The organism is Bradyrhizobium sp. NAS96.2 (genome assembly GCF_001908235.1).
GTDB lineage: Bacteria > Pseudomonadota > Alphaproteobacteria > Rhizobiales > Xanthobacteraceae > Bradyrhizobium.
Genome location: NZ_LGHK01000217.1, coordinates 1 through 21,795, shown reverse-complemented (window position 1 = coordinate 21,795; position 21,795 = coordinate 1). Strand labels below are relative to the sequence as shown.

Here is a 21,795-nt window from a genome sequence, read left to right as displayed (position 1 = left end):
CGGCGGCGGCACGCGCGCGCAGGACGTGGCGGGCACGCGAACCGTGCCGAACGAGCTCGTGGCCGAGATCGACGGCGCCATGACCGAGGCCCAGACCGATGCGCTCGCGCGCCGCCATGGCCTGAGGCGGATTGCCTCGCAGAATATCCCGTTGCTGGGGGCGACCATCGGCCTGTTCCGCATGGCCGACAATCGCTCGGCCGATGCCGCGAGCCGCGAATTCGCAGGCGACGGCAGCGTGCGCTCGGTGCAGCCGAACTACCGTTACGCGCTGCAGGACCAGAAGCCGCCATCAGGCGGCAATGATCCGTCGCAATACGCGCAGATGCAGTTGCACCTGCCCGAGGCGCACAGGCTGGCGCGCGGAATGAATGTCACCATCGCCGTCATCGATTCCCCCATTGACGCCGCCCATCCGGAACTGGCGAACACGGTCGCGGATACCTTCGATGCGCTCGGCAGCAAGGATGGCCCGCATGCCCACGGCACCGCCATCGCCGGCGCAATCGCCGCGCGCGTCAAACTGACGGGGAGCGCGCCGGAAGTGCGGATCCTGGCGATCCGCGCCTTCGGGGCGGTTGCCGACGGCGCCGAGAGCACCTCCTATGTCATCCTCAGGAGCCTCGACTATGCGGTGGCGCACGGCGCGCAGATCGTGAACATGAGCTTTGCCGGACCGAAGGACGCACTTGTCGAGCGTGCGGTGGCCGCCACTGCGGTGAGGGACGTCGTGCTGGTCGCCGCGGCGGGCAATGCCGGGGCGAAATCGCCGCCGCTGTATCCGGCCGCCTATCCCGACGTGATCGCGGTAAGCGGTATCGATGCCGGCGACCGGCTGATGGCGGCATCGAACCGCGGCAGCTATATCGCGTTGGCGGCGCCGGGCGCCGACCTCCTCGTGCCGGTGCCGGACGGCAAGTACCAGCTGATGTCGGGCACCTCGTTTTCAGCCGCGTTCGTCAGCGGCATCGCGGCGCTGGTGCTGGAGCGCGGTCCGGCGTTGAAGCCCGCCGACGTGCGGAAGGTCCTGACCAGCACGGCCCGCGATCTCGGGATACCTGGACGCGACGATCTGTTCGGGGCCGGGGAGGCGGACGCGCTTGCCGCGGTGATGGCGGCGACCAGCGCGCCGGTCGCGTCGGCGGTGGACAAACCGCCGCAGCCCGCGCTGAGACCGGACGGCAATAACACTTCCGTGAGCCGCGCGTTGAATGAAGGCGCGCCGTCGGTCGCAGCTGACGATTCCGCTGCAAATCATCGGGCTGCACAGTGATTTTCGGCGCCTGACGCCTGCAACGGTGCGATGGAACCGGGCGGCGAAAAGGTTAAAAAAATCGCCGACGATTTGAACGTCCGCCTTCCTCTCACGACTTATGTGTGTGGGAGCGGTTTATCCCTCCCCGGCTATATCAGGCGCGAGCGCCCATCCACCCCAAGCGCCCATATGGCTTTGACCCGTCCGGTTGTCCCCCCGGACGGGTCTTTCATTTTGGGGTGCCTTACATGACCGACTGGCCGAACGCGGCTAAGGCATCCAGCGCTACACTGGGTGATCGCGAGGGCATCACGGGGCGCGATGGCCGCACCGGCTTGCTGTGGATCTTTTGGCTGCGCCGCGTCCGCAAGCGACGCGCATCTCCATCATGCAAGTCGATGACTTGACGAAGGTTCGCGCAAGAAACTCCGTAGTAGAGCGGACTTCTTTCATCGCCCGCCGCCGATTAAGAATTTAGTTAGACTTTATTTACCTTTTCCACAGAATATCAGTGTCACGTCCAGTTGATTCGGTTCGGTTGCGTCTGCGTCCGTTTCTTTCCCTGCGGGCAAGTTCAATGACACATCGGACCGACGTGGCCAGAGGCCAGGAGATCGTTGCGCGCTGGTGCAACCTCGCCGAGCAAAGGCTGGAGCACCTCAACGAGCTGTTCGAGACCGGACGCTGGCGCCGCTATCACAGCGAGCAGGCCTTTCTCGAGAACATCAGGGAAGCGCGAGCGGCGGTCGACATCTGGCGGGAATTGCTGACCCGCGAAGCCTCGCTCGACAATTCGCCGATCGACCTGTCCTGGCTCGGCCGTCGCAAGTCGAAGCTGCCGCCGCCCGATATCTCGCCGATGCCGGAGCGCTGCGCGGAGGCCGCGACCCTGGCGGAGGCCGCAATGACCGCGGTTGCGGCCGCGTTTAAGACGGCGGCCGAGGTGCTCGAGCAGCCGCCCGTGGTCGCCGACGCGCCGCCGCTGGAGATGCCCCCTGCGGTGATGCCGCCGCCGGTGCTTGACCTCGACACCATCCAGCGACGCTATCCGCTGCTGCGCAACGCGCTGTAGGCGGACGCTCTTTTCCGGATCGACCTCTAGCGCCGCACCGCGTTTGCGCCGACCACGAGCTGAGCATATTGCTGGACGCCGGCCGCCGACAGGTCTGACGTAACGGGGCGGGCGTGGTCGAGCCCGACCACCGCGCCGCGCGGGGTTTCCGAGATCATGTTGTTGTTGATCAGCGCGGAGCCTGCGCCCGGCACCACCGAGACGCCGATGCCGATGAGGGCGTTGCGAACGACATTGCCGGATATCGCGACGTCGCGCAGGTACTTGCCCCAGCCGGCGACGATGCCGAAAGTCGGCGCGTTCTCGATCACATTGCCGGTCACAGTGCTGTCGGCCTCGACATAGATGCCGATGCCGGCCCCGTCGTTCGGATCGGTGCCAACAGGGCGCTTCGGCAATAGATTGCGGATGATGTTGCCTTGGACCACCGCGATGCGGCCGCCTTCGTTGAAATTGCACACGGAGACGCCGATCGCGGCGCCGTCGACGGTGTTGTTGGCGATCACAGCGGCCTCGAACGAGAACTCCGAGTAGAGCGCGACCTCGCGGACATTGCTGACGCTGTTGTCCGTGATGTGGATGTTGGAGGCCGAATTGCCGCGCACCGCCGAGAAGTCGCAGTTGCTGATGCGGTTGCCGCGCACGATCACGTTGCCGGCGCGGAAGGCGTTGATGGCGTTGCCGTACTGACCGGAGCCGCCGGGGCCAGCCTTGATGTCCTCGATGCGGTTGTCGGCGACGATCGAGCCGTCGTCGCCGATCGCGCTACGCAGGATCTCGATGCCGTTGTCGCTGGTGCCCTTGATGGTGTTGCGCGAGACGATCAGACCGAGCGCGTCGAACGACACCAGCGCCGTCGATGCGATGCCGGTGAAGATGTTGTTGCTGACGTCGCCCGACATCTGCTCGAACCAGATACCGCTGCCGCCGCTGCCGGTGACCTGGCAATCGGTGATGCGGATGTCGCGGCCGGCCAGGCAATGCACAAGGCCGCGCCGCGCCGGCAGCGGGACGTTGCCGCCGTCGAAGGTGAGGCCCATCAGGACAATGCCGCCGGCGCCTTCGGCCTCCAGCAGCGAGGCGCCGCCGTTGAACACGAGCCGGCTTGCGCCGCGCACGCCGATCAGCTGGCTGCCGGGCGCCAGCCGCAACAGCCCGCTGCGGTAGACGCCGGGCGGGAACGCCAGCGGCACCTGCGCGCGCGCGGCATCATCGATCGCGCGTTGCAGATTGCGGGTCTGATCGTCGGGGCTGCCGGGGCGGACGCCATATTGCGTGACGTCGCGGCCAAGCGAGCCGGCAGACTGCGCGGCGCGCACCGCATCCGGCGACATCGCCAGCGCGCCGGCTGCGCCGGCGGCGGATGCTCCGATGAGATGGCGGCGGTTGACGTCCATGGGTATGGCCCTCGCAAACATTCGCGAGCGGTGACGTTCGCGCCCGATCAGTAGCGCGAAATCCGGCGCGGCATGGTGAACACGCCGCCGCAGCCGGGCGATAGTTGGCGGTAGGGTTAATCGCGGGTGGAACTGATGGCTCTCCGCCGTCATTGCGAGCGATAGCGACGAAGCAATCCATTTCTCCGCTGGTGGCAAAATGGATTGCTTCGCTTCGCTCGCAATGACGGGGTGAGAACCCGAATTCGCATGTCAAACAACTTATTCGGTGTCATCACCCGCGCATGTGGTGACTCGGTATGAGAGTCCACGGCTCCTTCCGCGCGCGTCGCGCTGGCGAAAGCCAGGACCCATACTCCGCGGCGGGGGTATGGATGGGACTCGTCGTTCCAGCCTGTTCAACAATCAGCTCTCGTGGTTATGGGTCCTGGCTTTCGCCAGGACGACGGCGAGTATGTTGCGCGTGCTGCGGATCATCCGCCGCATTCTCGCGACACTTACACCTTCAATCCGTCTCGCTCACGTGCGCGCGGCCTGCCTGGTCAGTTTCACCAGCTCCAACAGCATGGCCTCGCCGGCATCGACGAGCGCCTCCAGCGTGATGGACGATTTGCCTGGCGCGGCCGTTCCGTCGCGGGCGAGCAGTGGAACATGGACGAACTGTGCGAGGCGAAGATCGTTGTCGCCGTTCACGACTTCGATCGCGCGCCAGCTCAGGTAGTTGCAGAGATAGCTGCCGGCATCGCGCGATGCGCGTGCATCGATGCCTGTGGCAAGCGCCGCACGCAGCAGCCTTTCGCTGTGCGGCCCGAACATCATGGCATCGGCGCCACCTGCGATCGATCCCTTGCGCGCATGCTGGCGGCCGGCGTCGGGAAACCGCGTCGTCACCGCGTTGCGGGCACGGCTTTCGATCCGCAAGTGCGCGCTGCGGCCGGCGAGTCCGAACATCAGGAGCGCCTGCGGACGATGGCTTGCGATCAGCTCCGGCAATTCGCGATCGACGGCCGCGTAGGTGACGTCGAAGATGTGACTCGACAGCGCAACGTCGTCGAAGGCGGGGCGGCGCAGGGCGACCAGCCGCTTCACCAATGGCATGGTCGGGTTGAACGGCGCACCGGGGAACGGCCCGAAGCCGGTGACGAGGATGCGCAGCCGGCCGCTCAATGCAGCATCTCCGCGATCTGCTCGGCGGCAACCGCGGGCGAGATGCGGCCGCCGGCGACCTCGGCCTCCATCTTTTTCACTTTGGCGCGGATCGCAGCGTCCGAGCGCAGCCGCGCCATCATCCGGCCTTCCAGCATCGACCACATCCACTTCACCTGCTGCTCCCGGCGGCGGGCCGCAAATTCGCCCGAGGCGTTCATCGCGGTGCGGTGATCGAGGATCTTCTGCCAGAGCTTGTCGAGCCCGGCGCCGGTCAGCGCGGAATAAGTCACGACCGGCGGATGCCAGTGCTCGGAGCGCGGCGCCAGGATGTGCAGCGCGCTGCGATAGTCGGCGGCGGCGAGATTGGCGCGCTTGAGGTTGTCGCCGTCGGCCTTGTTGATCGCGATCATGTCGGCGAGCTCGACGAGACCCTTCTTGATGCCCTGCAACTCGTCGCCGGCGCCCGGCAGCATCAGCGCCAGGAAGAAATCGGTCATGTCGCAGACTGCGGTCTCGGACTGGCCGATGCCGACGGTCTCGACCAGCACGACGTCGAAGCCGGCGGCCTCGCACAACAGCATTGCCTCGCGGGTTTTCGCCGCGACGCCGCCGAGCGTACCTGAGGAGGGCGAGGGGCGGATAAAGGCGGCATCGGACACGGCAAGCCGCGCCATCCGGGTCTTGTCGCCGAGGATCGAGCCGCCGGTGCGCGCCGAGGAGGGATCGACCGCGAGCACCGCGACCTTGTGGCCGCGCTCGATCAGGAACATGCCGAGCGCATCGATGGTGGTCGACTTGCCGACGCCGGGCGAACCGGTGATGCCGACCCGCACCGCCTTGCCGGTGTCGGGCAACAGCGCCTGCACCAGCTCGCGCGCGGAGGCCTGGTGGTCGCCGCGCCGGCTCTCGACCAGCGTGATCGCCCGCGCCAGCGCGGCGCGGTGGCCGGCGCGGAGCTGCTGGGCGAGGGCGTGGATGTCGGGGGAGGCAGTTTTCGGCGCAGTCATGGCCATGGTTTACAACGGCCGCCCGTTGCAGGCGAGAGCCGAGTGCTCCGTCGTCCGGATCGATTGTTGGGATCGGAAATCGGGTGGGTTAACCCGACAGCCGTTCGCTAGATCAGGCTGATGTTCCGCCAAGACTGCGGATCAACCCTCCGGAGCGTGCCATGACCAGAGCCTATTACAGCACCGTCCTCGATCACCCGCTCGATACGGTGTGGTCGCTGATCCGCGACTTCAACAACTATCCGGCCTATATCGACGGCGTCAGCGAAAGCGTGATCGAGGACGACAGGCGCGGCGACGAGATCGGCGCGATCAGGCGCTTCTGCTATCTCGGGCTGTGGGTCAGGCAACGCCTTGCCGGTCACTCGGACGCCCAGCATTCGCTGACCTATGCCAGCATCGAGCCACTGCCATTCCCGCAGGATACCGGGGCGGATGCACCGAAACCAACCGGCTATGAGGGCACAATGCACCTGCTCCCGGTCATCGAGGGAAACCGCACCTTCATCGAATGGTCGGTCAAGCTCGAGACGGCGCCCGGCGATGCCGATCGCTGGCACACCCAGTTCCAGGCCTGGATTCCGGACTGGACAGACTCGCTGATCCGGGCGCTGGCGCGCCGCGAGGTCGCGATCCGCTGAAGGGCGCTATTGCTGATCGTCGGCGTCGCCCTTCGGCCGCGCGCCGGCGAAGATTTTTCCGCCCTCTGCCGTCAGATACGGCTTCAGCGTCTGCCACGGCACGAAGATCACATACTGGCCTTCGGCGTAGGGGCCGACCGCGTAGGGCGGGTAGTGGAAGGTGAGGCCGGAGCTCTTGCCGGCCTCGGTCGACGGCGCCAGCGTCACGGCGCCGATCTTGAGCAGGGTCGGCTTGAGCTCCTTGTACCATTCGGCGGTTGCCGTCTCGCCGGCATCGCGCCGCTTCTTCTCGGCATTCAGCGCGCTGACGACGGCCTTACGCATCGCCGTCAGGGTCGGTCCGTTGTCCGCCGTCTCGGTGAAGAAGGAGCGAATGCTGATGCGCTTCTTCTCGGTCGTGTCCCACAGGATGGTGTTGACGTCGGAGTTCGGATGCGCGCCGAGAGTGTTCATGTAGTCGTCGCGCAGCACGCTGACATAGCGGCCGTCGACGACGGAGCGCACCGAATATTTGCGCTCGAACGAATAGCCGCCGCGGTCCCTGAAGAGGTCGGGCTCCTGCTTGCGGTCGTTGGCGGCCTCGGCGGCGTTCTTGTTGATCCATTTCTTGCCCTCGGCGAGGCAATCGGCCGCAAGTGCGCCATCGGCCTTGATCTTGTCGTCGAGATAGACGCTGGCCTCGATGCTCGCGTTCTTGATGGTGGCGTCGGGCTTTGGATCGGCGGCAAGCGCCGGCAGGCAGAGGCCTGCCAGCAGGGCGGCAAGGTCCATGATGCGGGCAGGCGTCATCAAGCGAACGGCGCGCATGGAAAACTCCAGGTGGGAGAGGGCAGGCGCGGCAGCGCTACTCCGCCGCCTCGCTGTGGCCAAGCCGGGTGTTGAGCTTGCGGATCAGCTCTTCGGCGGCCTCGGAGATCACGGTGCCGGGCGGGAAGATCGCCTCGGCGCCCGCGGCATAGAGCGCGTCGTAATCCTGGGGCGGCACCACGCCGCCGATGATGATCATGATGTCCTCGCGGCCGTGCTTCCTCAGCGCGGCCTTCAGTTCCGGCACCGCGGTGAGATGGGCGGCGGCGAGCGAGGAGACGCCGAGAATGTGAACGTCGTTCTCGACCGCCTGGCGCGCGGCTTCGTCGGCGGTGGCGAACAGCGGCCCGATATCGACGTCGAAGCCGACGTCGGCGAAGGCCGATGCGATCACCTTTTGGCCGCGGTCGTGGCCGTCCTGGCCGATCTTGGCGACCAGGATGCGGGGGCGGCGGCCTTCGGCCTCCTCGAACGCATCGATCAGGGCCTGCACCTTTTCGACCTTGTTGGACATGGTCGCTGCCTCTCGCTTGTAGACGCCGGTGATGGACTTGATCTCGGCGCGGTGACGGCCGAACACCTTTTCCATGGCGTCCGAAATCTCGCCGACGGTGGCCTTGGCGCGCGCAGCATCAATAGCGAGCGCGAGCAGATTGCCGTTACCTTCGCCGGCCGAACGGGTCAGCGCCGCGAGTGCCGCATCGACGTCCTTCTGGTTGCGCTCCTTCTTCAGCCGACCGAGCTTGTCGATCTGCAACCGCCGCACGGTGGAGTTCTCGACCTTGAGCACGTCGATCGGCTTCTCATTCTCCGGCTTGAACTTGTTGACGCCGATCACCGCCTGGCGGCCGGCATCGATCCGCGCCTGGGTCTTGGCGGACGCCTCCTCGATGCGCAGCTTCGGCACGCCGGCCTCGATCGCCTTGGCCATGCCGCCGAGTTCCTCGACTTCCTGGATGTGGCCCCAGGCCTTGGCCGCGAGATCGCGGGTGAGGCTTTCGACGTAGTAGGAGCCGCCCCAGGGATCGATGATGCGGTTGGTGCCGCTCTCCTGTTGCAGGAACAGCTGCGTGTTGCGGGCGATGCGCGCGGAAAAATCGGTCGGCAGCGCCAACGCCTCGTCGAGCGCATTGGTGTGCAGCGACTGGGTGTGGCCCTGGGTCGCCGCCATCGCCTCGATGGTGGTGCGCATCACATTGTTGAACACGTCCTGCGCGGTCAGCGACCAGCCCGAGGTCTGGCAATGCGTGCGCAGCGATAGCGAGCGCGGGTCTTTCGGATTGAACTGCTTCAGCAGCTTGGCCCATAGCAGCCGCGCCGCGCGCATCTTGGCGACTTCCATGAAGAAGTTCATGCCGATCGCCCAGAAGAAGGAGAGGCGGGGGGCAAAACGATCGACGTCGAGGCCCGCGGCCAAGCCCGCACGCAGATATTCGACGCCGTCGGCGAGCGTATAGGCGAGCTCGAGGTCCTGCGTCGCGCCGGCCTCCTGCATGTGGTAGCCGGAGATCGAGATCGAATTGTATTTCGGCATCCGCTGCGAGGTGTAGGCGAAGATGTCGGAGATGATCCGCATCGATGGCGCCGGCGGATAGATGTAGGTGTTGCGCACCATGAACTCTTTCAGAATGTCGTTCTGAATGGTGCCCGACAGCTTCTCCGGCGGCACGCCCTGTTCCTCGGCGGCGGCAACGAACAGCGCGAGGATCGGCAGCACCGCGCCGTTCATGGTCATCGACACGCTCATCTGGTCGAGCGGGATGCCGGCGAACAGCGTGCGCATGTCGTAGATGGAATCGATCGCGACACCGGCCATGCCGACGTCGCCGGAGACGCGCGGATGATCCGAGTCATAGCCGCGGTGGGTGGCGAGGTCGAACGCCACCGACAGGCCCTTCTGTCCGGCCGCGAGGTTGCGGCGATAGAAGGCGTTGGAATCCTCCGCCGTGGAGAACCCGGCATATTGCCGGATGGTCCAGGGCTGGTTGACATACATGGTCGGGTAGGGGCCGCGCAGATAGGGCGCGATGCCCGGCCAGGTCTCGAGGAAGTCGATGCCTGCGAGATCGGCCTCGCTGTAGGTGGACTTCACCGGAATGCCTTCGGGCGTCAGCCACGGCTCGGCGCTCGCGGCCGGCATTGCCGGAGCAACGGGCTGGAAGGCGACGTCGGCGAAATTGGGAATGCGGGTCATTCCTTGGCTTCCTTAGTCATGGTCCGGATGCTGATGGCTGACGATGGTCGCCATCTTCTCCGGTCCGTAATTCTGCATCGTGGTCTGGCTCGGCAGATTGGCGATCCCGACCACCCAGCCGTGGCGGGACTCTGTTCCGAATTGCTGCGTCGGGATCACCCGGTCGGGCCGGTCGAAGGCGCCGGTCATGATCTCGATCCGCGGGCCGTCGATCCGGCGGAAGCTGAGCGGGGTGCCGCAGGCGGCGCAGAAGTCGCGCTCGGCGATCGAGGAGGATTTGAACGCCGCCGGCTTGCCGCGGGTCCAGGCGAAATCCTCCTTGTTGATGTCGGCGAAGGAGGCGAACGGCGCTCCGGAGGCCTTCTGGCACATCCGGCAGTGGCAGATGCTGACCCGGTTCGGTGCCGCCGACACCGCAAAGCGCACGGCGCCGCATTGGCAGCCGCCGGTCAGAACGGGTTTCGCTGGTGCCTCTGCCGTCATGCCTGCTCCATCCGCCGATAGGCGTCGCGCAATGTCGCCAGCGCATCACCGCCGGCGAAGACGAACTCACCGATGCCGGCTGCCCGCAGCGCCGCTTCCTGGTCGCCGGGCCGCCCTGCCTGATAGATATGCCTTGCTCCGGCGCCGTGAAGGGCCTTGGCGGCCTCCACGGCGCTGGCGGCATAGACCTTGTCGGAGGAACAAATGCACGCCATCGCGGCGCCCGAGGCCTTGAAGGCCGCGGCGAGCACCGCCGCGTCGGCAAAGCCCTCGCTGTCGATGGCCTCGATCCCGCCGGTTTCGAAGAAGCTCTTTGCAAATGTGGCGCGGGCGGTGAAATCGGCGGGCGTGCCGAGATTGGCAAGGAAGATCTTCGGCCGCGAGCCGCGCGCCTTCAGCGCGGCGTCCGACTTGTCGCGCAACGCCTCGAACGGCTCGGCGAGCCGCATCGGCGCGAGGGCATCGAAGATGACCTTGGCACCGGCTGATGACGCCGGCGCTGACGGTTTGACGTCCAGCACCGCGAGGACGTCTTCGTGCAGGTTCGGGAATTCGCTGGCGCCGGTCAGCACGTCGCGGCGCTTCGCCACATTGGTTTCGCGCTGCGCCCGCGTCGCGGCAACTTTCTTCTGCACCAGACCCTGCTCGAGCGCGGGGAAGATGCCGCCGGCCTTCTCGATCTCCTGGAACAGCGCCCACGCCGCCTCGCAAAGCTGCGAGGTCAGCGTCTCGATGCCGCCGGCACCCGCTGCGGGGTCGGAGACTTTTGCAAGGTTGGACTCGTCGAGCAGCACGAGTTGCGTGTTGCGTGCGACGCGCCGCGCGAAATCGTCGGGCAGACCGAGCGCCAGCGTGTGCGGCAGCACGGTGATCGCATTGGCGCCGCCGAGCCCGGCCGCAAACGTCGCGATCGTCGCACGCAGCATATTCACGTTGGGATCGCGCTGGGTCAGCATCCGCCAGGCGGTTTGGGCATTGACGAAGATCGGCTTCGGCGCGAGGCCGCAGGCTTGCTCACCCCGCGCCCACAACAGCCGCAGCGCGCGGAATTTCGCCATGGTCAGGAACTGGTCGGCATCGGCGCTGAGGCGGAACGAGATTGCCGCACGCGCCGCATCGAGGTCGATCCCGGCAGCTTCGAGCATGCGCAGATAGGCGAGGCCGAGGGCGAGCGTGAAGGCGAGCTCCTGCACCTCGGAGCCGCCGGCATCATGCACCGGCCGGCCGTCGGCCAGCACGAACGGCCCCTTGAAGCCGCGCCTGATCAGGCCGTTGACCACCTGGCCGAACGACTTTTCGTAATTCGGCCAGGCGATGGCCGCGGCGCCGCGCACCGCCATGGTGCTGAGCGCCTGGTAGTTGAAGTGCAGGTCGAGCTTGGCGGGATCGAGCTTGCGGGCCTCGACCATGTCGGCGAACGTTTCGCCGGCGTTCTCGCGGCCGATCACCGGGTTGAGCGCGATCATGATTCCGGCATCGAGATGGATGCCGCCGCAGGCACGCGCCAGCGTCTTCTTGCTGGCATCGGCGAGGCCGAAGCCGCGCGTGCCGGGACCGCCGGCGAACTCGAATTCGAGGCCGGTCGCGCCGTTCTCGAGATCATGCAGCGCCTGTGCATTGGCCTGCGCGGCATCGGGGTGATCGACCCGCTGCAGGATATGCCAGGGCATCGCGGCGGCGCGGCCCGGAAGCGGACTGGCGTTGGTGGCGCGGCGGTAGATCGGATCGATCTTCAGGCCATCATAGGTCTTGCCGACCAGCTTCTCGAACGGGGCGCCCTTCAGCACGCCGTCGACCAGCTTGCGCCAGTCGTCATAGGTCGCAGCCGGAAAATCCGAAGCCAGAGGCAAGTCGTCAGTCGAGGTCGTCATCCGCCCAAATCGTCCTTCACCGGCCCAGCAAGAGGGCCCCTTGATTTGGCCGGAAATTGCCACGGGCGGGCGGCCAAGCCAAACTTTTGTTTGCGGCCGTTCGACTTTTAATCGGGGTCCGCAAGACGGAAAATACCGTCGGTGGAGACGTTTGCCAGCGCATCCGCGACGCGGCGCCCGGCAATGACGCGGTCGGGAACGATCTCGGCCAGCGGCACCAGCACGAAGGCACGCTCGAACAAACGCGGGTGCGGCAGCGTCAGTTCCGGCTTGTCGAGTGTGACGTCGTCATAGGCGATCAGGTCGAGGTCGAGGGTGCGCGGCCCCCAGCGCTGCTCGGTCTTGCGGTCGCGGCCGAACTTGGTTTCGATCTTGTGCAAGGTGAACAGCAGTGCGTGCGGATCGAGGCTGGTGTCGATCTCGATGCAGGCATTGATGAAGCTGTCCTGCTGCTGATCGCCCCATGGCGGCGTCGAATAGTCCGACGAGCGGGCCACGAGTGCGGCCTGCGTCATGCCGCAGATGTTGGCGATCGCCTTGCGAAACGTCGTGCGGACATCGCCGACATTGCCGCCGAGTGCGATCAGGACATCGGCCATCAGGTCAACCGTGCGCCGGCGGGTGGCGCGAGCGCGTCAGCACCACGCCGACATCGTCGAAGATCGCGGCGATCGGTGCGTGCGGCTTGTGCACGGTGACCTTGACCGCCCTGACGCGCGGGAAGGTCGCCAGGATGTCCTCGGCCACCGCACCGGCGGCGCGCTCGAGCAGCTTGTAATTGGTGTTCTTGAATGCCGATGTCGCGGTCGCCACCACGTTGGAATAGGAGACCGTGTCGGAGAGACGGTCGGTGCGCGAGGATTCCGACAGGTCGGTGTAGAGCTCGAGGTCGATGACGAAGCGCTGTCCGACCTCGGTCTCGTGTTCCATCACGCCATGGCGGGCATGGATGACGATCCCGGTGATGAAGATCGTGTCGGTCATTGCTGTCCCTCGATTGCCGCGGCCACCCGCAGCGCCTGAACGGTTTCCGCGACGTCATGCGCGCGGATGATGCGGGCGCCGTTTCGCACCGCGATCAGGTGCGCGGCGAGCGAGCCGCCGATCCGCTGTTGCGGCTCCGACGGCACGACCGTGCTGATGAAGCGCTTGCGCGAGGCGCCGACCAGCACCGGCAGGCGAAACGCGTCGAGCTCGGCAAGCCGCGCCAGCGCGATCATGCTCTGCTCCTGGGTCTTACCGAAGCCGATGCCGGGATCGAGCACGATCCGGTCGGAGCCAATGCCGGCGCGTGATGCGATATCGAGCGAGCGTTCAAAGAACGCCGTGATCTCCTGCATGATGTCGATCGCAGGATCCGCGCTCTCGCGGTTGTGCATGACGATCACGGGCACGCCGCGTGCGGCGACGACGGCCGCCATGCCGGCGTCGCGCTGCAGGCCCCAGACGTCGTTGGCGATCGCAGCGCCCTGGTCGAGCGCCCAGGCCACCACCTCCGACTTCATGCTGTCGATCGAGACGGGCACGCCGAGCGCGATCACCTCGGCCAGCACCGGCTTCAGCCGTACCAGTTCGGCCTCGGCGGTGACCGGCTGCGAGCCATAGGGGCGGGTCGATTCCGCGCCGATGTCGATGATGTCGGCGCCCTCGGCGACCAGCCTGCGGGCCTGCGCCAACGCCTGTTCGGGTGCGATAAACTGGCCGCCGTCGGAGAACGAGTCCGGCGTCACGTTCAGGATGCCCATGACAGCCGGATACGGTCGCGACAGCAGCGCCGGCAGCACCGTTGATACGGCCGGGCCGGTCACGACAGATGCTATGGGCTTGGTCGCCATCATGCGCAGGCTTTGCGCTGACGGCAGCGGCAAGTCAAGGTGTCGCAGCGATGCGTGACGCCGGCGGCCGCTTGTGCGGTTAAGACTGGCTAATAGGTGAGCTAGTAGGTGATTTTGGGAGGCAGCTTGCGTGCCTCTTCAATCAGCAGCTCGACTGACTTCTCAGAAGGCATCACGCGGACGAGCTTACGCCGCACATTGGCGTCCTTCATGCTCTGCGCCAGCCGCGACGGGTTGCGGTGGGCGAGCTCGCGCACCGTGGTGACGCCGGCGGCGCGGACGAGGCCGACCTTCGCCTTGCCCATCCCGGGAATCCGCATGTAGTCGGAGATGTTGGCCCATTCGAGCAGTTGTTGTTCGCTGATCCCGGTCTTGGCGGCGAGCGCCTTGCGTCCCTTGACGGTGCGGGCGGCTTCAAGCAGCGCGTCGGTCGTGCGGATACCCTGTGATTTCAGTTTGGTGGCGCAATAGGCGGACAGGCCTTCGATCTCGGAGAGGGGGTATGTCATGATACTCGTATGCAGGTAGAAGGGAGCGCACGTGCAAAGGGCGTGGGGAGGTGCTTCAGGCAAACTGGCTGAGGCCCGGCGTCCCCGAGATGATCTCGCCCATTTGATCCGCTCCGATTTTGTCGCGGCCGAACTTGAAAAGTTCACGCGCGACGTTCTGAATTTCACCCATGCTCAAGCCTAGCGACATGAGCCGGGTGCCGACAGCCATCAGCCCGCCACCCATCAACCGCGACAGACCGCCGCTGTTGTTGGAGGCGGCAATAGCCGCTTCGGCGCCAGGGATTTGGTCGATCAGAGCCTGGACCTTGTCGGAAGGTCCCTCGTTACGGAGGAAACCCAGAACGATGCCGATGGTTTTTTCAGCGACAGCGCTATCGATGCCGGCCTTCGCGGCCAGCTGTCCAACCAATTCGTCCATCTTGCCCCGCCTCAACCGGACTTTGCCGGATCATTCTTGAGGATTTATCTTGAGCGCCTGTGTCACGAAATTCAAGCGATCCGCGCATTTCAGTTCGTTTTCTTTTTCGATCGCGTTGTGACTGTTGCCTCGCTGCAAGAGTGAGCGGCGGATTCACACCATCTTGTCGCAATGCGCAATGCCTTTCGTCACTTTGACGGGAATAAAGTTTGAGGAACTACTGCAGCGACAATATGCGTTGGCATTCGCCGACGGTTTCAATCGACCCGCAAGATGCAATATGATGCCAAGGGTTCGAATGGATCGACCCGATTTAATTCTGCGTTAAGAGGCGAAGCAATGGCGACCTCCGACAACACGTTGGCCGATACCGACGAGAAAATTTTTATCGGCAAGGGTGAGCAGACTGCCTGGCTGACGCTGGCGCTCGCCAACCGGCATGGCCTTGTTACCGGCGCGACCGGAACCGGCAAGACTGTCTCGCTTCAGGTGATGGCCGAGGGATTAGCGCGCGCCGGCGTTCCGGTTTTCGCAGCCGACATCAAGGGCGATCTCTCCGGGATCTCCGAGGTCGGCGAGGCCAAGGACTTTATTGTGAAGCGCGCCCAGGAAATGGGCTTGACCTTCCAGCCCGATCAATTCTCGACCGTGTTCTGGGACGTGTTCGGCGAGCAGGGCCATCCGGTGCGCGCCACCGTCACCGAGATGGGGCCGCTGCTGCTGTCGCGGATGCTCGATCTGAACGACGTGCAGGAGGGCGTGCTCAACGTTGCCTTTCGTGTCGCCGACGAGAATGGCCTCGCGCTCATCGACATGAAGGATCTGCGCGCCCTGCTGGATGCGATCGCACCAGACGGCAGCAAGAAGGGGGCTGACGACGGGGACGATCCGCTGGCGTCGATCCGCAAGGCCGCGCAGAGCTACGGCAACGTGTCCAAGGCGACGGTCGGAACGATCCAGCGTCAGCTTCTGGTGCTGGAGAACCAGGGCGGCGCGAAGTTCTTCGGCGAGCCGGCGCTGACGCTGAAGGATTTCATGCGGACCGACCGCGACGGCCGCGGCATGGTTAATATTCTCGTCGCCGACAAGCTGATGCAGAGCCCGCGGCTTTACGCCACGTTCCTGCTCTGGATGCTGTCGGAACTGTTCGAGGAATTGCCGGAGGCCGGTGATCTGCCGAAGCCCAAGCTGGTGTTCTTCTTCGACGAGGCGCATCTGTTGTTCACCGATGCGCCGAAGGCGCTGATGGACAAGATCGAGCAGGTGGTGCGGCTGATCCGCTCCAAGGGCGTCGGCGTCTATTTCGTCACGCAGAATCCGATCGACGTGCCGGACAAAGTGCTGGCGCAGCTCGGCAACCGCGTGCAGCACGCGCTGCGCGCCTTTACGCCGCGCGACCAGAAGGCGGTCGCCGCGGCCGCACAGACCTTCCGGCCCAATCCGAAGCTCGATACCGCACGAGTGATTATGGAGCTCGGCAAGGGCGAGGCGCTGGTCTCGTTCCTCGAGGGCGGCGGCACGCCGTCGATGGTCGAGCGCGTCATGGTGCGGCCGCCGTCGGCGCGGATCGGGCCGATCACGCCGGAGGAACGCAAGGCGATCATGGATGCGAGCCCGGTGAAGGGCAAATACGACACCGCGATCGACGCCGAATCCGCCTACGAGATCATCCAGAAGCGCCTGTCGGGCGCGGCCGCGCCGGCCGATGGCGGTGGTGGTGGCGGCATCCTCGGCCAGATCGGCGCGATCGCCGCCACGATCTTCGGCACCAATGTCAAACGCGGCCGGCTCTCGACCGGGCAGGTGATCGCGCGCAACGTCACGCGCTCGGTGACCGACAAGGTGGTCGGCGGCGTGGTCGCAGATCTCGGCAAGTCGGTCGGCGGTTCGGTTGGCGGCTCGATCGGCCGCGCGTTGGTGCGCGGCGCGCTCGGCGGAATCCTGCGCAGGTAGTATCGCGACGATCCGACCGGAGTAGGCAACCAGCTTTGCCTCCGCCGGCCGGCGCGCTACAACGTCGACAATGTCCAAACAAAAAGGATATCCGCGATGTCCAACGCCAAGCTGCAGCCCGTCCTCGACCGCATCGATGCCGATTTCGACAACAGCCTCGAGCGGCTGTTCACGCTGCTGCGGATCAAATCGATCTCGGCCGATCCGGCCTTTGCCAATGACTGCAGGGCGGCTGCCGATCATATTGCGAAGGATATCGCAACCCTCGGCTTCAAGACCGAGGTGCGGCCGACCGCCGGCCATCCGGCCGTGGTCGGCAAGCTGAACGGCTCGACCGACGGGCGCCCGCACGTGCTGTTCTATGGGCACTACGATGTGCAGCCGGTCGATCCCTTGAATCTCTGGCACCGTCCGCCGTTCGAGCCGGTGGTGACCGATCATGCCGACGGGCGCAAGATCATCGTCGCGCGCGGCGCCGAGGACGACAAGGGACAGTTGATGACTTTCATCGAGGCCTGCCGCGCCTGGAAGAATGTGGCGGGATCGCTGCCGGTCGACATCACCATCATCATCGAGGGCGAGGAGGAGATCGGTTCGAAGAATTTCGTGCCGTTCCTCGAGGCGAACAAGGCCGAGCTCAAGGCCGACTTCGCCCTGGTCTGCGACACCGGCATGTGGGACCCCAACACGCCGGCGATCACCACTTCGCTGCGCGGCCTGGTCTATGACGAGGTCAAGATCAAGGCTGCCAATCGCGACCTGCATTCCGGCGTGTTCGGCGGCGGCGCGCAGAACCCGATCCGCGTGCTGACGCGGATCCTCGGCGGCCTGCATGACGACAACGGCCACATCACCATCCCCAGTTTCTATGATGGCGTGAAGGATCTGCCGCCGGACATCCTGGCGCAGTGGAAGCAACTCAATCTGACGCCGGAAAGTTTCCTCAAGCCGATCGGCCTCTCGGTGCCCGCCGGCGAAAAGGATCGGCTGCTGATCGAGCAGGTCTCCTCGCGGCCGACCTGCGACATCAACGGCATCATCGGCGGCTACACCGGCGAGGGCTCGAAGACAGTGATCGCGGCCGAGGCGTCGGCGAAGGTCTCATTCCGTCTGGTCGAGGGACAGGATCCCGAGAAGATCCGACAGGCGTTCCGCGATTATGTGAAGGCGCGCGTGCCGGCGGACTGCAAGGCCGAGTTCACCGATCATTCCTCAGCGCCGGCGATCGCGCTCGACTGGAACATGAAGCCGCTGGCGGCCGCCCGCCGCGCACTGACCGACGAATGGGGCAAGGAGGCGCTCTTGATCGGCTCCGGCGCCTCGATCCCGATCGTCGCCGACTTCAAGCGCACGCTCGGCCTCGACAGCGTGCTGGTCGGCTTCGGGCTCGACGACGACAATATCCATTCGCCGAACGAGAAGTACGATCTCAAGAGCTATCACAAGGGCATCCGCTCCTGGGCGCGGATTTTGGCGGCCTTCGCGGAAGCCAAGTAGACGATACACGCCGCACGTAAAATCGCCGCCCGGAATTGGGCGGCGTTTTGATTTGCGTGTAGGATGGGTAGAGCGAAGCGATACCCATCGCCCGGTTGTCGTTTCGATAAGCACCGGAAAGTTTTGACCCGTCATCCTGAGGTGCTCGCGTAGCGAGCCTCGAAGGATGCGCGGCCCGGCCGGTGGCCGTGCATCCTTCGAGGCTCGCAAGAGCTCGCACTTCAGGATGACGGACGAGCGAGGAGCGCGCGATGACAGGCTCCGCGAAGTCCCGGACAGTCAATCCGCGGATGGGGCGCCCCGGATAACGCTGCGCTGCATCCGGGCTACGGAAGAGAACCGCACGTAAAAACGCCGCCCGGAATTGGGCGGCGTTTTGATTCCGATAGTGCAGAGGGTGTTGGCGGCTAGCCTACCCGAAGATTGTGAAATTTCAATCACGGTAACCGGGATTGACCCGGTCGAGCTTGCGCAGCAGCGGCGGCCAGACCAGCTGGGTCGAGCGCAACTCGGCACGGTCGGGGTTGGAGAGCAGCTCGGTGTTCTTGTCGATCGCGTGTGGGTCGACCGGATAGGCGATCGGTCCGAGCGCGCGGGTCGCCACCTGCATCGAGCAGGCGCGCTCCAAATGGTACATCCGCTCGAAGGCGGACGCGACCGAGCGACCGACCGTCAGCGTGCCGTGATTGCGCAGCAGCATGTGGTTCTTGGTGCCGAGATCGCGCTGCAGGCGCGGGCGCTCGTCATGATCGAGCGCGATGCCTTCATAGTCGTGATAGGCGAGATCGTGGGTGACGAGCTGCGCGGTCTGGTTCAGCGGCAGCAGCCCGTCGGGGCCGCTCGACACCGCGGTGCCGTCGATCGTGTGCAGATGGAGCACGCAGCCGGCGTCCTCGCGTACCTCGTGGATCGCCGAATGAATGGTGAAGCCGGCCGGGTTGATGCTGTACTCGCTCTGCGAAAGCTGGTTGCCGTCGAGGTCGACCTTGACCAGGCTCGAGGCGGTGATCTCGTCGAACATCAGCCCGTAGGGGTTGATCAGGAAGTGATGCTCGGGGCCGGGCACGCGGGCGGAGATGTGGGTATCGACCAGATCGTCCCAGCCATAGAGCGCGACCAGGCGGTAGCAGGCGGCGAGATTGATCCGCTGCTCCCATTCCGCCGCACTCATATTCGACGGCACTTCCTTCAGGCGTGCTTCCGCTGGCGACATGGCCGATTGCTCCGTTGATGGCTGTTTCCTGCGTCGAACCTAGCGTCGGCGCCGGATTGCGGCAAGGCAGCGTAACGGCGTGACAGTCATGTCAGCATGCGACGGCTGGCCCACGATCCGGGAGATCATGCTCCGGAAGTGGGCAGCAGCGTAACGGACGTGCTGCGCGCTACGGCGCCGGGATCGCCAGCAGGCTCGAGATGCTGCGGCCGCGGATGTCGTAGACGCGGGCGAACACGACATCGTCGCGCTTGATCTCGACCATCACGGGCGCGGCCAGGCCCTTGCAATAGAACTCGCCGAGCGTCATCGCGAAGTCGGCGGCGTTGCTGTCCCAGCCGATCGTGAAGTCGGGCCCGAGCGCGACCTGCGCGGGGCGCTGCGGTCCGCACACGGCGACCTTCCACTTGCGGTTCTGCGGCGGCACTTCCTGCCGCTCCGCCAGCTGCTCGCGCAGCCCGTCGGAGGCCTGCTTCAGCGCCAAACCCCAATAGTCCAGCATGAAGAAGTTGTCGGCGGTCCGCACCGTGCCGGCGATGTGGTTGAAGTGCGTGTACTGGTACGGATGCAGGCGGATCATCTCGCTGAGCGGCAGCAGCAGGCCGAACGCGAACACCGCGAGCGCCGCCGGCTGCCAGGCGCGGCGGTTCTCGCCGAGCCAGTCCATGCCGCGGGCGAATGCGACGCCGGCGAGCACCGCCATCGGCGGGATCACGAAAATGAAGTGGCGGATGCCGTTGTAGAGCGCCGGCCGCTTCACCATTGCGATCACCAGCGGCAAGGTCGCCGCCAACGTCAGCATCAGCATGATCGACTTGCGCTTCGCGGTCACATCGATGCGCGACAGCGACATGAAGGTGGTGACGACGGCCGCGGTCAGCAGCACCAGCATCACTTCGGGAAGCTGCAGCGCGAACAGCGTGGGCAGATAGGACCACGGCATGTCCGGCACCGACACCAGCGCGCCGTCGAACATCTCCTTCCACGGTTTCTCGAAGAAGTGCGAGAAGTAGGTCACCGCTTCCAGCGGATGGCCGGGCTCCATGATCGACCACGGCCAGATCAGGCCCATGACGAGATAGCCCAGCACGAGCCCCGGCAGCAGGACATAGACGACGTGGGCGAAGCGGTGGGTCGCCTCGCGCGTGCCCTGTTTGCGGACTTCCTCGATGAAGAGCGGGATGAAGCCGACCACGGCGTAGATCAGAGCGAGCCCGCCAAGGACGCGGCAGCCGATCGACAGGCCAGCCCCCAAGCCTACGATCAGGATCGTGCGCGGCGAGGGTGCCGGATATTCCTCGATCAGGCGGACGAGACCCAGGATCAGGACGATCATCGCCACGGCGAACGGCGCATCCTTCGGGTTCATGAACATGTGGCCGTAGAAGGTCGGGCACAGCGCCAGCAGCAGCAGCGCCGCCAGTCCCGCCAGCGGGCCGCCGACACGGCGCGCCAGGCGCCAGGTTACCGCGAGGCCGATGACGCCGACGATCGCGCCGAGCAGGCGGCGCGTCTCGAACAGTTCAAGCGGAATGATCTTGTGCAGCAGCGCCGCGGCCATGTCGAAGCCGCCGCCATACATATAGAGGTTGGCGAATGACAGCGCGCCGGTGTCCTTGAACCCGGACCCGTACATGCGCAGCAGGAGGTCGGCATATTCTGCGTGGGTGTAATCGTCCCAGCCCAGGCCGTAATCGCGGAAAGTGAGGCCGGCGACCACGGCGACCACGCCGAGGACGAGGAATGCGAGATCGTCGCAGGTCTTCTCCACGGAGCGCCGCGCAGGCGCCTCGATGGCAGACGTCGTAATCGATGACATAGCTAGTGGTACCGGCGTGCCTGTGGCCCAGTTTGGCGCTTTAGGGCCTCATTCCCCGGCATCCATAGCGCAGTTCCGTTTCCGAGTAATTGGTAATTGTGGCGTAATTTCCCAGATGCGTTGCAATAAATTGGCAGCAATTCGTAGCCAGTAAATCTACGGAAGCAGGGCGCCAACGCCGTCTGGTGTGACCGCGAGAAAGACGCGCGTCCGCGCGGTTAAGCGGGATTTTAGGGAACTCTGCCTACAATTGGCGGTTGGCGGTGTGGGCAATATGACGGTATCGTGGCGTTGGTGGCCCACACCCATTTTTGGTCGGGTCTCCCGGGGGTTAGTTCGATGAAGGTTGGTCTGTTGGTCGTCGGTGCGGGCCTGGTCGTGGCGGGCTTGGCGGCGGTCGGCTTGGGAATCCCCTACAAGGAATTCAGCGTCGGCGGCACCTTGATCATGACAGGCGTGACCGGCGTGTGCACGGGCGCGATCGTGCTGGCGCTTGCCGCCGTGGTTGGGGAACTCCAAATCATCGCCGCGCGGCTCGAGCCGGGTGCCGCGGGCGCCGGAGTCGAGCTTTCGCCTGCAACTTCCCCGCGCAATGCCCCTGACGAGACGGTGTTCCCGCCGCCGCGCGAACCGAAGGTTGCCGCACCCCCGCCGGTCCCCCCGGCCGCGCCG

19 protein-coding genes and 1 pseudogene are annotated in these 21,795 nt (G+C 65.4%); 6 read left to right on the top strand and 14 right to left on the bottom strand.

Annotation, left to right across the window (positions count from 1 at the left end; translation table 11 throughout):
- Both AC628_RS35330 and AC628_RS35325 read left to right on the top strand, forming a co-directional pair.
- On the top strand, nt 1–1,273 hold a 1,273-nt coding region (locus tag AC628_RS35330), incomplete at its 5' end, for a S8 family serine peptidase (protein ID WP_074131314.1).
- 559 nt (nt 1,274–1,832) lie between these two features.
- The gene (locus tag AC628_RS35325) at nt 1,833–2,327 is read left to right on the top strand and encodes a TIGR03809 family protein (protein ID WP_074131313.1); all 495 of its coding nucleotides are present in this window, start codon (nt 1,833–1,835) and stop codon (nt 2,325–2,327) included.
- A 26-nt stretch (nt 2,328–2,353) separates the two neighbouring features.
- Here the strand turns inward: AC628_RS35325 and AC628_RS35320 are convergent, their stop codons facing one another.
- From AC628_RS35320 to meaB, 3 genes are all read right to left on the bottom strand, one after another.
- Complete coding sequence (locus AC628_RS35320; protein WP_074131312.1) at nt 2,354–3,724, bottom strand: TIGR03808 family TAT-translocated repetitive protein; 1,371 nt, start codon at nt 3,722–3,724, stop codon at nt 2,354–2,356.
- A 519-nt stretch (nt 3,725–4,243) separates the two neighbouring features.
- Complete coding sequence (locus AC628_RS35315) at nt 4,244–4,891, bottom strand: pyroglutamyl-peptidase I (RefSeq protein ID WP_074131311.1); 648 nt, start codon at nt 4,889–4,891, stop codon at nt 4,244–4,246.
- Nucleotides 4,888–5,880 (bottom strand): methylmalonyl Co-A mutase-associated GTPase MeaB, encoded by a 993-nt coding sequence (gene meaB, locus AC628_RS35310; protein WP_074131317.1) that lies wholly within the window; start codon nt 5,878–5,880, stop codon nt 4,888–4,890. Before meaB ends, AC628_RS35315 begins: the two co-directional genes overlap by 4 nt.
- A 161-nt stretch (nt 5,881–6,041) precedes the next feature.
- Between meaB and AC628_RS35305 the strand changes: the two genes are divergently transcribed.
- Complete coding sequence (locus AC628_RS35305; RefSeq protein WP_074131310.1) at nt 6,042–6,521, top strand: SRPBCC family protein; 480 nt, start codon at nt 6,042–6,044, stop codon at nt 6,519–6,521.
- Between the two features lie 6 nt (nt 6,522–6,527).
- Here the strand turns inward: AC628_RS35305 and AC628_RS35300 are convergent, their stop codons facing one another.
- The 9 genes from AC628_RS35300 to AC628_RS35260 all read right to left on the bottom strand — a co-directional run bounded on the left by AC628_RS35300 (nt 6,528) and on the right by AC628_RS35260 (nt 14,641).
- Nucleotides 6,528–7,292 carry a DUF3298 and DUF4163 domain-containing protein gene (locus AC628_RS35300; protein ID WP_143201975.1) on the bottom strand — a complete coding sequence of 255 codons (765 nt, stop codon included), beginning with the start codon at nt 7,290–7,292 and terminating at the stop codon, nt 6,528–6,530.
- 73 nt (nt 7,293–7,365) lie between these two features.
- Nucleotides 7,366–9,522, bottom strand: a complete 2,157-nt coding sequence (scpA, locus tag AC628_RS35295; RefSeq protein ID WP_074131309.1) for a methylmalonyl-CoA mutase — start codon at nt 9,520–9,522, stop codon at nt 7,366–7,368.
- Nucleotides 9,523–9,534: 12 nt separating this feature from the next.
- A complete protein-coding gene (locus AC628_RS35290) occupies nt 9,535–10,005 on the bottom strand; it encodes a GFA family protein (protein WP_074131308.1) in 471 nt (156 codons plus the stop codon).
- Nucleotides 10,002–11,876, bottom strand: a complete 1,875-nt coding sequence (locus AC628_RS35285) for a methylmalonyl-CoA mutase subunit beta (protein ID WP_074131307.1) — start codon at nt 11,874–11,876, stop codon at nt 10,002–10,004. Before AC628_RS35285 ends, AC628_RS35290 begins: the two co-directional genes overlap by 4 nt.
- A 107-nt stretch (nt 11,877–11,983) precedes the next feature.
- The gene (gene folK, locus AC628_RS35280) at nt 11,984–12,475 is read right to left on the bottom strand and encodes a 2-amino-4-hydroxy-6-hydroxymethyldihydropteridine diphosphokinase (RefSeq protein ID WP_074131306.1); all 492 of its coding nucleotides are present in this window, start codon (nt 12,473–12,475) and stop codon (nt 11,984–11,986) included.
- A 4-nt stretch (nt 12,476–12,479) separates the two neighbouring features.
- A complete protein-coding gene (gene folB, locus AC628_RS35275) occupies nt 12,480–12,860 on the bottom strand; it encodes a dihydroneopterin aldolase (RefSeq protein WP_074131305.1) in 381 nt (126 codons plus the stop codon).
- Nucleotides 12,857–13,711, bottom strand: a complete 855-nt coding sequence (folP, locus tag AC628_RS35270) for a dihydropteroate synthase (protein WP_143201974.1) — start codon at nt 13,709–13,711, stop codon at nt 12,857–12,859. Before folP ends, folB begins: the two co-directional genes overlap by 4 nt.
- Before the next feature lie 101 nt (nt 13,712–13,812).
- Complete coding sequence (locus tag AC628_RS35265; protein ID WP_018270650.1) at nt 13,813–14,220, bottom strand: DUF4332 domain-containing protein; 408 nt, start codon at nt 14,218–14,220, stop codon at nt 13,813–13,815.
- 55 nt (nt 14,221–14,275) lie between these two features.
- On the bottom strand, nt 14,276–14,641 hold the full coding sequence (locus tag AC628_RS35260) for a hypothetical protein (protein WP_074131304.1): 366 nt from the start codon (nt 14,639–14,641) through the stop codon (nt 14,276–14,278).
- Nucleotides 14,642–14,980: 339 nt separating this feature from the next.
- On the opposite strand from AC628_RS35260, the gene AC628_RS35255 reads away from it, so the two are divergent.
- Together AC628_RS35255 and AC628_RS35250 are read left to right on the top strand one after the other, a co-directional pair.
- Nucleotides 14,981–16,594: a helicase HerA-like domain-containing protein gene (locus AC628_RS35255; RefSeq protein ID WP_074131303.1), complete on the top strand. Its 1,614-nt coding sequence runs from the start codon at nt 14,981–14,983 to the stop codon at nt 16,592–16,594.
- A gap of 96 nt (nt 16,595–16,690) precedes the next feature.
- Nucleotides 16,691–18,091, top strand: coding sequence for a M20/M25/M40 family metallo-hydrolase (locus AC628_RS35250; protein ID WP_074131302.1), 1,401 nt, complete (start codon nt 16,691–16,693; stop codon nt 18,089–18,091).
- A gap of 433 nt (nt 18,092–18,524) precedes the next feature.
- Here AC628_RS35250 and AC628_RS35245 read toward each other — a convergent pair whose 3' ends face one another.
- Both AC628_RS35245 and AC628_RS35240 read right to left on the bottom strand, forming a co-directional pair.
- Nucleotides 18,525–19,304 carry a class II aldolase/adducin family protein gene (locus AC628_RS35245; protein WP_074131301.1) on the bottom strand — a complete coding sequence of 260 codons (780 nt, stop codon included), beginning with the start codon at nt 19,302–19,304 and terminating at the stop codon, nt 18,525–18,527.
- 169 nt (nt 19,305–19,473) lie between these two features.
- A complete protein-coding gene (locus AC628_RS35240; RefSeq protein ID WP_074131300.1) occupies nt 19,474–21,123 on the bottom strand; it encodes a glycosyltransferase family 39 protein in 1,650 nt (549 codons plus the stop codon).
- A 339-nt stretch (nt 21,124–21,462) separates the two neighbouring features.
- Between AC628_RS35240 and AC628_RS35235 the strand changes: the two are divergent.
- Nucleotides 21,463–21,795: pseudogene (locus AC628_RS35235) on the top strand (hypothetical protein); the annotation flags it as partial.

Excerpts from the sequence above, each read along its gene's own strand:
- AC628_RS35325 (WP_074131313.1), top strand. The coding sequence starts at position 1,833 with ATGACACATCGGACCGACGTGGCCAGAGGCCAGGAGATCGTTGCGCGC.
- AC628_RS35320 (WP_074131312.1), bottom strand. The coding sequence starts at position 3,724 with ATGGACGTCAACCGCCGCCATCTCATCGGAGCATCCGCCGCCGGCGCA.
- meaB (WP_074131317.1), bottom strand. The coding sequence starts at position 5,880 with ATGACTGCGCCGAAAACTGCCTCCCCCGACATCCACGCCCTCGCCCAG.
- AC628_RS35305 (WP_074131310.1), top strand. The coding sequence starts at position 6,042 with ATGACCAGAGCCTATTACAGCACCGTCCTCGATCACCCGCTCGATACG.
- AC628_RS35300 (WP_143201975.1), bottom strand. The coding sequence starts at position 7,292 with ATGGACCTTGCCGCCCTGCTGGCAGGCCTCTGCCTGCCGGCGCTTGCC.
- scpA (WP_074131309.1), bottom strand. The coding sequence starts at position 9,522 with ATGACCCGCATTCCCAATTTCGCCGACGTCGCCTTCCAGCCCGTTGCT.
- AC628_RS35290 (WP_074131308.1), bottom strand. The coding sequence starts at position 10,005 with ATGACGGCAGAGGCACCAGCGAAACCCGTTCTGACCGGCGGCTGCCAA.
- AC628_RS35285 (WP_074131307.1), bottom strand. The coding sequence starts at position 11,876 with ATGACGACCTCGACTGACGACTTGCCTCTGGCTTCGGATTTTCCGGCT.
- folK (WP_074131306.1), bottom strand. The coding sequence starts at position 12,475 with ATGGCCGATGTCCTGATCGCACTCGGCGGCAATGTCGGCGATGTCCGC.
- folB (WP_074131305.1), bottom strand. The coding sequence starts at position 12,860 with ATGACCGACACGATCTTCATCACCGGGATCGTCATCCATGCCCGCCAT.
- folP (WP_143201974.1), bottom strand. The coding sequence starts at position 13,711 with ATGGCGACCAAGCCCATAGCATCTGTCGTGACCGGCCCGGCCGTATCA.
- AC628_RS35265 (WP_018270650.1), bottom strand. The coding sequence starts at position 14,220 with ATGACATACCCCCTCTCCGAGATCGAAGGCCTGTCCGCCTATTGCGCC.
- AC628_RS35260 (WP_074131304.1), bottom strand. The coding sequence starts at position 14,641 with ATGGACGAATTGGTTGGACAGCTGGCCGCGAAGGCCGGCATCGATAGC.
- AC628_RS35255 (WP_074131303.1), top strand. The coding sequence starts at position 14,981 with ATGGCGACCTCCGACAACACGTTGGCCGATACCGACGAGAAAATTTTT.
- AC628_RS35250 (WP_074131302.1), top strand. The coding sequence starts at position 16,691 with ATGTCCAACGCCAAGCTGCAGCCCGTCCTCGACCGCATCGATGCCGAT.
- AC628_RS35245 (WP_074131301.1), bottom strand. The coding sequence starts at position 19,304 with ATGTCGCCAGCGGAAGCACGCCTGAAGGAAGTGCCGTCGAATATGAGT.
- AC628_RS35240 (WP_074131300.1), bottom strand. The coding sequence starts at position 21,123 with ATGTCATCGATTACGACGTCTGCCATCGAGGCGCCTGCGCGGCGCTCC.